This is a genomic window from Calothrix sp. FACHB-168, from assembly GCF_963889195.1.
Classification (GTDB): Bacteria; Cyanobacteriota; Cyanobacteriia; order Cyanobacteriales; family Nostocaceae; genus Aulosira; species Aulosira anomala_A.
On the sequence record NZ_CAWPNJ010000041.1, the window covers coordinates 297,940 to 311,221 of the forward strand.

Here is a 13,282-nt window from a genome sequence, read left to right on the forward strand (position 1 = left end):
CGACTTCCAATAAATTTGTAGTGCGAGCGTCTCGCTCGCTTTGGAACATCAGCGAGCAAGACTTCGGCGTGAGCGCTCAGTCGAACGCTGCTCGCACTACGAAATATGGGTAATTTATTTTTTGTAAGTCCCCAACTCTTTGCCCCCTGCCTCTTCTACCTCCACTCCCCCTGCACCGTAAACGCCGCCCATTCATTCAAACTGCGCCCATCTTGCCATAACTTCATCTGCGCCGCACGCAACGCCTCAGCCGGCTTTTTATTTTGCTGCAACATCTGCTGATAAAATTCCTGCATTAATATAGATGTGCCTTCATCGTTAACTTGCCACAGCGACACCGCCACCCGCGCCGCACCAGCATACATTAATCCTCTTGTCAAGCCTACCAAACCCTCACCGTTGACATCTTTACCAAGTCCAGTGTCGCAAGCACTTAAGACAATTAACTCTGCGGGGTAATCTTGGTTAAACAAATCGCCTAAACTTAATTTATTTTCGGTTAAATATTTACCTTGTTTATCATAGCTAGACAGTAGAATTCCTGATAAATGTGGTTCTTTGGGATCGACTATACCGTGAGTGGCAAAATGGAGAATGCGATATTGATTTAAAGCGCCGCTAGTCGCCCAATTGTAATTAGCATCAAAACTCAAAGCCTTGAGACTGTTGGCTGCTGGTATAAGTTTTAAAATCGCTTTGGCTTCCTCGGCGGTGAATGGTAGCCGGTTCCAACCATTGCGCTTGAGGTTTTTGGCGGAACGATTTAGCTGAGATTGTTGTAATTCCGCCGAAACATCAAGATTTTTGTTCCTAGATTGAGGTTGATCCGCTTCTTGGCAATTTTCATCTTTAAATCGGCAATCGGTAGTATTAAATACCGGATCGGCTAAGATAGCTAAAGCTTTGGGTGCGGGTTGACGCTTGGCGAGTTGTTGGCGTTGAAATGCAATGGTTGAGGCTGAGGGTAAATTGACGATTTCATGATTTACCATCAGTGGTTGGTATTCGGAACCAGCTTGAACATGGGCATAGGGCATAGGGCATAGGGCATGGGAAAGACAGATTTTCATGCTTTGTTGTGCCGAATGGCTAGCTTTCAACAATGATTTCTCCCCTGTCCCCCTTGTCCCCCCTGTCCCCCTTTCATTCACATCAGCCAACGCCGCAAAGGGAATAGTTTGTAAACCACCATCAGCGACAATGACTAACCGCTTTCCTGGTAATTGATTGGCGACAGGTGCGAGGATAAGTTTACTCAGGTTTTGGGCTTCTTCAATCGCAAATTCACCTGCTGTTTCTTGCTGCAAACTGGAATGAAATCTTGTGGCAACTTTTTCGATTTCTTGGCGTGGGGGAAGGGTGTAAACTTGCATTGATGTAGAAGTCACAGCCCATAAAAAGCTGCGTTCTTCGCCTAATGAATATTGCAACAGCAGGGTGTCTTGATCTAGTTGTTGTTGAATTTGCGGTAATTTGAGAATGTCTTTGTCTGGATCTGGGTTGGTTAATTTTGCATATTCTGGGTTAGAAGCCCGAATTGTGGCTTGTAGTTGTTCGTATTGATTGCTGAGATTGGCGATTTCTTGGCTCAGTCGTTGAATAGCGGCTTTGGTAACTAAGTCGTTTTTATTGGTTGAATTTTCTAAATTGCGCCGTAGTGTAGTTTTAGCGTCTATTTGCTGTCGTAAATTCCGTTCTTGGGCGATGAGTTGCGGGTTTGCGCCTTTCAGAATTTTGGCGTTGGCTTCGTTTAATAATTCGATGAGGCTGCGGGCGCGGGAGCGTTCGCTGTAGTGTAGGGCTAATGCAGCGTATCCTTGGGATGGTTCTTTTTTGTGCAGTTCCATCAGCAAGTCGATGTAGAATTTGTAAACACCTTGCTGAGTGGCGAAGTAAGAACTGCGAAGGTCTTTGTTGTCAATTTTGGTGCGTAATTGTTCGATAATTGCGATCGCTGCTTCTACATTGGTGCGTGCCGCTTGGAGATTTCCGCGATCGCGTTCTAGGCTGGCGATATTACCAAGGGTAGTAGCTTCCCCAGAGCGATCGCCCACTGCTCGCAATATTGGGAGTGCATTGTTGAAATATTCCAATGCCTTCTGCTTTTCTCCTAATGCGAAGTAAATATAACCGATATTAACCAAGGTGTAAGCCTCCCCAGAGCGATCGCCCACCGCCCGCCTGCGGGGGAGTGCATTGTTGTAATATTCCAATGCCTTCTGCTTTTCCCCTAAATCGTCATAAACTAAGCCGATATTATTGAGGGTAGTAGCTTCCCCAGAGCGATCGCCCACCGCCTGATACAGTGAGAGTGCATTGTTGTAATATTCCAAAGCCTTTTGTTTTTCCCCTAAATCGGAGTAAACTTTGCCGATATTATTCAAGGTAGTAGCTTCCCCAGAGCGATCGCCCACCGCCTGATACAGTGAGAGTGCATTGTTGTAATATTCCAAAGCCTTTTGTTTTTCCCCTAAATCGGAGTAAACGTTGCCGAAACTAACCAGGGTAATCGCTTCCCCAGAGCGATCGCCTACCGCCCGCCACAGTGGGAGTGCTTTGTTGAAATATTCCAAAGCCTTTTGTTTTTCCCCTAAATCGGAGTAAACGTTGCCGAAACTAACCAGGGTAGTAGCTTCCCCAGAGCGATCGCCCACCGCCCGCCTGAGGGGGAGTGCTTTGTTGTAATATTCTAATGCCTTCGGCTTTTCCCCTAAATCGTCATAAACTAAGCCGATATTATTGAGGGTAGTAGCTTCCCCAGAGCGATCGCCCACCGCCCGCCTGAGGGGGAGTGCATTGTTGTAATATTCCAATGCCTTCTGTTTTTCTCCTAAATCGTTGTAAACTGCGCCGATATTATTGAGGGTAGTAGCTTCCCCAAAGCGATCGCCCACCGCCCGCCTGAGGGGGAGTGCTTTGTTGTAATATTCCAAAGCCTTCGGCTTTTCCCCTAAATCGTCATAAACTAAGCCGATATTATTGAGGGTAGTAGCTTCCCCAGAGCGATCGCCCACCGCCCGCCATAGTGAGAGTGCATTGTTGTAATATTCCAAAGCCTTTTGTTTTTCCCCTAAATCGGAGTAAACTCTACCAATACTAAGAAGAGTAATAGCTTGCCATTCTTTATCCCCTGCTTTACGCCACAATATCAGCGCTTCTTGCCATTTTTCTCTCGCCTGTCGCAGTGATTCTGCTGTACCTTGTTTGTAAAGTGCCATCCCTTCTTCAAAAGCTTTTTGTGCTGCGGCGCGGGTTGCATCTTGTGTTGTGGTTGGCTGTTGGGCAATTTGCGTTTGTTTAAATGTGGCTTTTGCCCCCACTGACTCGGATAATAAAACTACACTCAGCAAGCAGGTTAAAGTGTAAAGCTTAAGCATAATTCGTAATTCGTAATACTTCGACTTCGCTCAGTACAAGTTCGTAATTTGTAATTTGTAGGGGCGGGTTTATTTGGATCATCGTTAATCAGCAAGGATATCTGTAAACCCGCCCCTACCGTAATTTGTAATTAAAAGGTATGAGAAGGTATTCAGGCGTTTGGGTGTCAATCTGTCGCTGGATTGGGGATAATTGGGATTCTTAAGTTATTTTCAGAATATATACTGAGCTAGATGGGATTTAGTTTAAAGCTTGGATGAATATTGGCTGAGGCTGGTTTCAGTTTTGGCAACAAATTTAAGGTAAGTTGTCTGTTCATGGGTGTTTTTCCTCGCTTTTGTTCTCTTTATCTATGAGGGGCGAGGACTTATGCAGTTTTTGCGTTTTGATGTCAGATACAGGGTATTTCGCGTCAATTATGTATGCGCTTCGGGTATGGTATTGCCCATTGGTGTCAACTTAACGCGAAACTTGCTTACCGCAAGGAACTGAAGTTCCTTGCTCATAGTCAAAGTCATCTCAAGATGACTAAATACCCTCAAAATCTTGAGTCTACTTCAGTAGACTTGGGCTATTAGCCTTGGAATTCATTCCAAGGCGGTTGACAAAGCTAAGACAATCGCTAAAAACAACAAAGCCTAGTTACACAACCGCTTCTTGTCATACATCGCCATTTTTGCCCCAGCAATCTACCCTTTTACCTACGGAAAACAACAAAATGAGTACGCGATATACCTAAATGAGTAAGCAATATACCTTTTCACTTGCGGAAAACACCAAAACGAGTGCGCGATTTACCGAAATGAGTAAGCGATATAGCTTAATGAGTAGGTGAAATGGTATTTTACCTGCGGAAAACACAATAATAAGAACTCGTTAAGGCTTAACGAGAAGGTGAAATGGCTTTTTGCTTACTCAAAACAAAAAAATGAGTACTTAATTTCAATAAATGAGAAAGCAAAAAGCTTTTTTGTTTACGAAAAATATAAAAATCAGTCCTAAATATGTGTAAATGATAAAGCTGGCGCTTTTTCAGCAAACAAACTTAACCTCAAGGGACATCCAATTTTTTAAATACCCAATAAATTTGTAGTGCGTTCGCGTAGCGTGTCCGAAGGACAAACGTCTCGCTCGCTTTGGAACATCAGCGAGCAAGACTTCGGCGTGAGCGCTCAGTCGAACGCTGCTCGCACTACAATATACAAATTAAATACGCAACAGCTTAAAAACACCTCTAATTTTCTATTTCTTCCTTCACCAAAGCTGCTAACTTCTGCGCCGCACCAGCTTCACCCCTAACATTGCGTAATTTAATTTGCATTTGCTCTAACTTTTCAGGATGAGCCAGTAAATTTAATACCATTTCGCCAATATCTTTTGCCTGGAGTTTACCTACTAATTCTGGTACAATCTCTGCTTGTGCCCAAATATTCGGCCAAGCTAATAAACCTTTGCGTCTGAGAAATATCCAGTTAATTACCTTAGCAAATGTTGTACCTACACCTGGTAAATTAGCTAATAATCCCGGTAAACCATCCCAAGAACGCATCGCATCAAGTTGTTGGGTTGGTATTAAGACAATCATGGGTACAGCTAAAGCACCAAGTTCGGCGGTGTTAGCTCCAACTGTAGTTAAACAGATACTACATTGAGATAATAATTGATAAGCTGGCGATTCTTGCCAAAGTTCTATAGTTAAACCTTTGGCGGTTTTTAATATTGGTTTTTGTTGATTATCTCCGGGAAAAATTAAGGAAGCACCGCTAAAACCAAAGGTTTCCACAAAAGAATTTTTTTGAGAATCTGCGAAACTAGCTAAGGTTTGTAAATCTAATGTTGGCGCTACGGGAATCACAAACTTAGTATTCGGTTTTTGTGCATGAATATATTCTGCGATCGCTATTGTTAATGGTACACCTTGAGCTAACTTAGCGGCTTTAGAACCAGGTAACAAACCAATGATTTCTGCGGTTTGTTCTTTATCCTGTACCAAAGACGCATAACTATTAGCTTCTAACATCAAATCGCCAACCACAGTAAACTTGTGCGCATATTTGGTGGGAATGCGTTCAGCAACTTTCGCTGTCATCACGCCAAATCTATCAATGATGCTGTACCACCGCGCATCCCATTCAGCGTAAATCACTGTACTGTAGCCGAGTTTTTTCCCAATAACTACCGGAAAAAACTGATCTCCACCCAGAAATACAACTACACCGTGACTTCTCCAATCCCAATTATCAACGGTTTTGCCCCAGAGTAAAAACTGCCAAAAATGTTCAGCTTTTTGAACTCTATCTACCTCTGGATAAGAAAGTGCGATCGCGGCTTCTTTACCGCTAGCATTAGGACAAGGTGATAAAACTACAGAAATTCTCACGCTTGTGCGATCGTCACCCAATTGTTGACGTAATGCCTTAACTACTGGACGTACCCAAGTTGTCACTTCTCCAGGGCCATTGGAGAGAATCAAAATATCTACTGGAGTCATGAGTTAATCGTGAATAGTTAGGGGACATTAGTCAAGAGGGCAATGTTACCTCATTCGTTCCGCATATTAGCTAAGACAAAACTGATCGGTTTTTACGCGCCTAGATTGAATATCTTTATGTTAAGGCTTTCGAGTTTAGTTAAAAGTCCCAGTTAGCCTTTGACTATGGACTATGGACTTTTGACAACTTTATCGCAAAATATACAATTTAAATGCGTAAAAGCTTAAAATTATAGACTATGTTTGATAATGTCTGTAAATTTCTTGCTGAATCATTTTCCCAGGACTTTGCAACTTGGTTACTCAACGAACCAATTACACTTACACAACTCAGTCCATCGGAATTATCTCTCGAACCCATCCGCGCCGATGCTTTAATTTTGTTGCAGTCGGATGAAATAGTTCTGCATTTAGAATTTCAAACTCGACCAGACGCGGATATTCCCTTTAGAATGTGTGATTATCGCTTGCGTGTGTATCGAAGATTTCCCCAAAAGCGAATGCGTCAAGTTGTAATTTATTTGCAACCAAGCGATTCTGAGCTAGTTTACCAAACGGAATTTGTCTTAGAGAATACCCGACATAGATTTGAAGTCATCCGCCTTTGGGAACAACCAACAGAACTATTTTTCAACTCTCCCGGTTTGTTACCTTTTGCAACTTTAAGCCAAACCGAAAATCAACGCCAAACCTTAGAACAAGTTGCGGAAGTTATCGAAGCCATCAATGATACCCGCATCCGCAGTAATGTTGCTGCGTCAACAGCAGTTTTAGCTGGGTTAGTATTAAAGAAAGATGAGATTAAAAGAATTTTGCGGAGTGATATTATGCGCGAATCTGTGATTTATCAAGATATTTTGCAAGAAGGACTTAAAGAAGGATTTGAACAAAAAGCTCAAGAAATTGCCATAAATATGCTTAATGAAGGAATTGCGATCGCATTAATTGTCCGCGTTACTGGTTTAACTGTCGAGCAAGTTGAACATTTACAGAGACAAACAGGCAATAATCAAGCTCAGTAAGCTTTATTACTCATGTCTTATAGTGACTTCTCACTGTCAAAAGTCAAACGCGAATTTAACTTAACTATTGTTGAAAACGGACGCTTTTTACCGGAAACAGAGTCTATAGCACCTAGTCTTTACTTGCAAGAAGCCTTAAGCGAAGGACTACCATTAGCAACCGCTACTGGTTCCGAAAAAGCTCGTTCAGAATTGATTATTAGTCCTATTCTTGTAGAAGTTCGGAAAATACTTGAACGCAAAGTCAGCTTTTTTTCCGGTGAAGATTTCACCGTTGCAGCCGATTTAGGCTTAAGTGGAGTCTGTGATTTTTTAATTAGCCGTTCGCCAGAACAAATTTTTATTGAAGCTCCGGTAATCGTGATTATTGAGGCGAAAAAAGGCGATTTAAAACCTGGTTTAGGACAATGCGCAGCCGAAATGATTGCTGCACAAAAATTCAATGAAGCTAATAATATACCAATTAAAACAATTTATGGCAGCGTCAGCAGTGGTACAGCTTGGCGTTTTCTTAAATTAGCAGGACAAACACTGAGTATTGACTTGAATGATTACACAGTTCCCCCAGTAGAGAAATTATTGGGAATGTTGGTTTGGATGATACAGGAAGGTTAAATATTTTGCTGTTCTACTAGTTTTGACATACAGTTGCCAAAATTACGGCTTACACAGCATCGAACATGAATAATTATATACAGCACATCTCAGGTAAATGAGGCACGCGCTTCTGGGCATGGCAGCGCCAATGCCACTACAATCAATGATTATCTGTAGCTCACCAAATTGCAATTCGCTGTATAAATTTTAAAGCGATCTCATTATTTCTTAAACTCCAGCATCCAGATAAATTAATTGCCAGTAAATTTATGCCGCTCCGCTTGTACGTTCTATGGCTAAAAGCTTGATTATTTATCCTCAATACTCATTAAATATGACTTGATTTTTGATAATTTTTAGCAATAAAAACTTAATATGGTACCGGAGAATACAATATTTCTTCTCTGCAAGCTGATATTTCTCAGGACTTACGCAAAATACCTTTGAAACTCCTATTTCTTCCTGTCCTTCGTGTCTTCGCGGTTCGATTCTTCCGTAGTTTGTGCGTAAGTCCTATTTCCGAAAAAAGAGAATTTTATCTGAAGAATAGCGATATAAAATGATAGTAATAATATTGCTCTATGGTTAACTAGCAAGCATTTAAAACCTCAAAACATAAATGCTGCCAGCTATTTGTTTACATATTTTAACAATCAGTGTAGCAAATACTCATGGGTAAACGCAATATCTACAAAGAAATATTTCATTATGTTTATCGATTTGTGTCAGTTAGACGACAAAATTAGCATTTGGTAGACGTTTTCTGATAAAAAAAATTCATATTCCTAAAAATAAATCGAAGTTACGAACGGCAAAATCAGCCGTGATGAACTTCTAGTAGAGAACGCGCATCAAAGGAGCCGAGGAAGCATGTTCACCCACGTCAAGTCCACCATCAGACATATTGCGCCTGATAATTTACGCGGACGTAATTTAATCAAGGTGGTCTATGTCGTGCTTGAGTCCCAGTACCAGAGTGCATTGTCGCAAGCTGTCCGCACCATTAACGCTAACCATCCCAACCTTGCGATTGAAATTAGTGGGTACTTAATTGAGGAACTCCGAGATTCAGAGAACTACGAGGAGTTCAAGCGGGATATCGAGAGTGCCAATATATTTATTGCCTCACTGATTTTCATTGAAGACTTAGCACAGAAAGTAGTAGCCGCCGTAGAACCATACCGCGATCGCTTAGACGTAGCTGTTGTATTCCCCTCAATGCCGGAAGTGATGCGCCTGAACAAAATGGGCAGCTTTTCTCTGGCACAATTGGGACAATCCAAAAGTGCGATCGCCCAATTCATGCGGAAGCGCAAGGAAAAATCCGGTGCAGGCTTCCAAGATGGGATGCTGAAACTGTTGCGGACTTTGCCACAGGTGCTAAAGTTTCTGCCAATGGACAAAGCACAAGATGCTCGCAATTTCATGCTGAGTTTTCAGTATTGGCTAGGAGGTTCACCAGAAAACCTGGAAAACTTCTTGCTGATGCTGACTGATAAATATGTATTAAAAGGTGTAGATAAAGCCAATCTGCCCTCAACAAAATATGAAGCGCCAGTGGTTTACCCCGATCTGGGAATTTGGCATCCCCTGGCTCCGAGTATGTTTGAGGATGTAAGAGAATACCTCAATTGGTACACAGCCCGTAAGGATATCTCCAAGAATCTCAAAGATCCTTTAGCTCCCTGTGTGGGTTTGGTATTACAACGCACCCACCTAGTTACAGGCGATGATGCTCACTATGTAGCCATAGTCCAGGAGATAGAATCCCTGGGAGCCAAAGTACTACCAGTATTTGCGGGTGGTTTGGATTTCTCCAAGCCTGTGGATGCTTACTTTTATGAGCCAACTACCAATACACCTTTAGTAGATGCGGTAATTTCTTTGACTGGGTTTGCTTTGGTAGGCGGCCCGGCTAGACAAGATCATCCCAAAGCTATTGACGCACTCAAGCGGTTAAATCGTCCCTACATGGTAGCTTTACCCCTAGTTTTCCAAACCACCGAAGAGTGGATGGATAGCGATTTAGGGTTACATCCAATTCAAGTAGCCTTGCAAATTGCCATACCGGAATTGGATGGAGCAATTGAGCCGATCATTTTATCAGGTAGAGATGGTGCTACCGGCAAAGCGATCGCACTCCAAGACCGTGTGGAAGTAGTCGCCAAACGTGCCTTAAAATGGGCAAATCTCCGCCGCAAACCCAAACTAGATAAAAAAGTTGCCATTACCGTTTTCAGTTTCCCCCCTGATAAAGGGAATGTGGGTACTGCAGCATATTTAGATGTGTTCGGTTCCATTTATGAGGTGATGAAAGCGCTGAAGAATAACGGCTACGATTTACCGGAATTACCGGAATCAGCCGAGGCGCTAATGCAAGAAGTCATCCACGATGCTCAAGCACAGTACGCTAGCCCAGAGCTTAACATCGCCTATAAAATGTCAGTGCCCGAATATGAAGCATTGACACCTTACTCTCAACGCCTAGAAGAAAACTGGGGCCCACCTCCCGGACATCTCAACAGCGATGGGCAAAATCTGCTGATTTACGGTAAGCATTTCGGTAACGTCTTCATCGGCGTTCAGCCTACCTTTGGTTATGAAGGCGACCCGATGCGGTTGTTATTCTCCCGTTCTGCTAGCCCGCACCACGGTTTTGCTGCTTACTACACCTACCTAGAGCAAGTTTGGCAAGCTGATGCCGTGTTACACTTCGGTACTCACGGTTCCTTGGAATTTATGCCAGGTAAGCAGATGGGGATGTCTGGTGATTGTTACCCAGACCAACTAATTGGCACAATTCCTAATCTGTATTACTACGCAGCCAATAACCCCAGCGAAGCGACAATTGCCAAGCGCCGCAGCTATGCCGAGACAATTTCCTACCTGACACCTCCGGCTGAGAATGCTGGTTTATACAAGGGTTTAAAAGAACTCAGCGAATTGATTGCTTCTTACCAAACCCTGAAAGACACAGGACGCGGTATCCCCATTGTTAACTCCATCATGGATAAATGCCGGATGGTGAACCTGGATAAGGATATCGACTTGCCCGAAACCGATGCCAAGGATATGACCGAAGATGAACGGGATAATATTGTTGGCAGCGTTTACCGCAAGCTGATGGAAATCGAATCGCGGTTGTTGCCTTGTGGATTACATATTATTGGTAAACCACCCACAGCCGAAGAAGCGATCGCAACTTTGGTCAATATTGCTAGCCTAGATCGTCAAGAAGAAGGACTTCAAGGCTTACCGGGAATTATCGCCAACAGCATTGGGCGTAACATTGACGATATTTACCAAAATAATGACCGAGGTATTTTAGAAGATGTCCAGCTATTGCAAGACATCACCTTAGCTACCCGCGCCGCAGTTAGCGCCCTAGTAAAAGAGCAAACTGACGCAGAAGGGCGAGTTTCCCTCGTTTCCCGGTTGAATTTCTTCAACATGGGTAAAAAAGAACCTTGGGTAGAATCATTACATCAAGCAGGCTATACCAAAGTTGATAACGCCGCCTTAAAGCCACTATTTGAGTATTTGGAATTCTGCTTACAACAAGTTTGTGCAGATAACGAACTCGGTGGACTACTCAAAGGCTTAGAAGGCGAATACATCCTACCCGGCCCCGGTGGCGATCCTATCCGCAACCCCGATGTATTACCCACAGGTAAGAACATTCACGCCCTCGACCCCCAATCCATCCCCACAACTGCGGCGGTACAATCAGCCAAAATCGTTGTGGATCGGCTATTGGCAAGAAACAAAGCCGAAAATGACGGTAAATGGCCGGAAACCATTGCTTGTGTGCTTTGGGGAACCGATAACATCAAGACCTACGGGGAATCACTAGCCCAAATCATGTGGATGGTTGGTGTCAGACCCGTTCCCGATGCTTTGGGAAGAGTCAACAAGTTAGAATTAATACCTCTAGAAGAGTTGGGCAGACCGAGAATTGACGTTGTCATCAACTGTTCTGGCGTATTCCGCGACTTGTTCATCAACCAAATGAACCTGCTAGATCAAGCAGTGAAGATGGCTGCTGAGGTTGACGAACCCTTAGAAATGAACTTTGTCCGCAAACACGCCTTGCAACAAGCTGAGGAAATGGGGATTAATCTGCGTCAAGCAGCTACCCGCGTCTTCTCCAATGCTTCCGGTTCCTACTCGTCAAATATTAACTTGGCGGTTGAAAACAGCACTTGGGATAGCGAAGCCGAATTACAGGAAATGTACCTCAACCGGAAATCCTTCGCCTTCAACTCCGATAACCCCGGAATGATGGACGAATCTCGCAAGATTTTTGAAAGCACTTTGAAAACTGCTGATGCGACATTCCAAAATCTCGATTCTTCCGAGATTAGCTTGACGGACGTTTCCCACTACTTCGACTCAGATCCTACCAAGCTGGTAGCTAGTCTGCGGGGTGATGGTAAAACACCAGCATCTTACATTGCAGATACCACTACAGCTAACGCCCAAGTACGGACATTATCAGAAACCGTGCGCTTAGACGCTCGTACTAAATTATTAAATCCCAAATGGTACGAGGGAATGCTATCTCACGGTTACGAAGGTGTGCGCGAACTCTCCAAGCGTTTGGTAAATACAATGGGTTGGAGTGCGACAGCCGGCGCTGTGGATAACTGGATTTACGAAGATACCAATGAAACCTTCATCAAAGATGAAGAAATGCAAAAACGGTTGATGAATCTTAATCCTCATTCTTTCCGCAAAGTTGTATCAACTTTATTGGAAGTGAATGGACGCGGTTATTGGGAGACTAGCGAGGAAAATTTAAATCGCCTGCGCGAGTTGTACCAAGAAGTTGAAGACCGGATTGAAGGCATAGAATAGGATTACATGGGCAGGCGTTATGCCTGCCTTAATTTTTTATGGAGATATTTTAGATAATTTAGATATTAATACGGCAAAGTTGGCAGAAATTTTAAGCAGATTTAATCAAACAATTCAGGAAATTATTAATGGTCAAAGATCATTTACAGTAGATATAGCAATACGTCTTGGTCAAGCTTTAGGAAATGGCCTAAGACTTTGGCTTAATCTTCAGCAAAAATTTGACCTTTGGGATGCTTTGCAAAGCCATAAAGAAGAATATCAGCAGTTTTTAGTTTAAATATGATTTATGAATCGGGTTTTTGGAAAGACGATTTGCTTAAGCAAGCAAAATTTCTCCGTTCTAAGATGACTCAGAAACGATGGACTGAGAACTCTTTTGCACGTCTTGAACAGAATGTAATGCTTGGATTTTATTCAATTCGGAAACTTATTGAAGCCAAAAAGTTGTCAGATTCAGTTGTAAATAAATGTATTGATGTGAATGCTTATACATGGAAAGGTCAGCCAGTCACAAAGATGAATTGGGGAGATATCGATAAGTTATATGACCTTGATGCTGCACAACCGACTACTAATAAATTGGTTTTCTTCTGTAATCAATTTATCCACAGTTATATTTTTGTAACTTCTTTTGATGAAAATAATTGCCTAAATGGGCTTTTCATTAGTTCAGATAAAAAGCGCCACGAAACACTATATTTCATTGAAATGCGTCATATTATTGATTTATTTGAGCAGGTTGGCAATGATTCTCCTTCTTCAGCATCATTTATCTTTGATGAAAAATTAGGTGACTATCGAGTTTTAAATTTAACTGATAACGATCCTGACTTTGCTGCCAAAATTCAAGCATTCAACTCGTGATGATATAACTTTGCTAGTTAAATTGAGGCAAAAAATTGCAGAATTGTAGAAAAAATTGAGATATGGAGGT

The 13,282-nt window shown here is 42.6% G+C and carries 7 protein-coding genes; 5 read left to right on the forward strand and 2 right to left on the reverse strand.

The window, feature by feature from the left end:
- Positions 1-155 precede the first annotated feature (155 nt).
- Together AACW45_RS24450 and AACW45_RS24455 are read right to left on the reverse strand one after the other, a co-directional pair.
- Positions 156-3,377 (reverse strand): CHAT domain-containing tetratricopeptide repeat protein, encoded by a 3,222-nt coding sequence (locus tag AACW45_RS24450; RefSeq protein ID WP_190629209.1) that lies wholly within the window; start codon positions 3,375-3,377, stop codon positions 156-158.
- Between the two features lie 1,235 nt (positions 3,378-4,612).
- Entirely contained in the window at positions 4,613-5,869 is a 1,257-nt protein-coding gene (locus AACW45_RS24455; RefSeq protein ID WP_190629211.1) for a lipid-A-disaccharide synthase, read from the reverse strand.
- Between the two features lie 239 nt (positions 5,870-6,108).
- On the opposite strand from AACW45_RS24455, the gene AACW45_RS24460 reads away from it, so the two are divergent.
- The 5 genes from AACW45_RS24460 to AACW45_RS24480 all read left to right on the forward strand — a co-directional run bounded on the left by AACW45_RS24460 (position 6,109) and on the right by AACW45_RS24480 (position 13,212).
- On the forward strand, positions 6,109-6,891 hold the full coding sequence (locus tag AACW45_RS24460; protein ID WP_190629213.1) for an Rpn family recombination-promoting nuclease/putative transposase: 783 nt from the start codon (positions 6,109-6,111) through the stop codon (positions 6,889-6,891).
- Positions 6,892-6,903: 12 nt separating this feature from the next.
- Positions 6,904-7,506, forward strand: coding sequence for a hypothetical protein (locus AACW45_RS24465; protein ID WP_190548131.1), 603 nt, complete (start codon positions 6,904-6,906; stop codon positions 7,504-7,506).
- An 852-nt stretch (positions 7,507-8,358) separates the two neighbouring features.
- Complete coding sequence (locus AACW45_RS24470; RefSeq protein ID WP_190629214.1) at positions 8,359-12,345, forward strand: magnesium chelatase subunit H; 3,987 nt, start codon at positions 8,359-8,361, stop codon at positions 12,343-12,345.
- A 19-nt stretch (positions 12,346-12,364) separates the two neighbouring features.
- Complete coding sequence (locus AACW45_RS24475) at positions 12,365-12,625, forward strand: HigA family addiction module antitoxin (protein WP_190629216.1); 261 nt, start codon at positions 12,365-12,367, stop codon at positions 12,623-12,625.
- 2 nt (positions 12,626-12,627) lie between these two features.
- On the forward strand, positions 12,628-13,212 hold the full coding sequence (locus AACW45_RS24480; protein ID WP_190629218.1) for a hypothetical protein: 585 nt from the start codon (positions 12,628-12,630) through the stop codon (positions 13,210-13,212).
- Positions 13,213-13,282 lie beyond the last annotated feature (70 nt).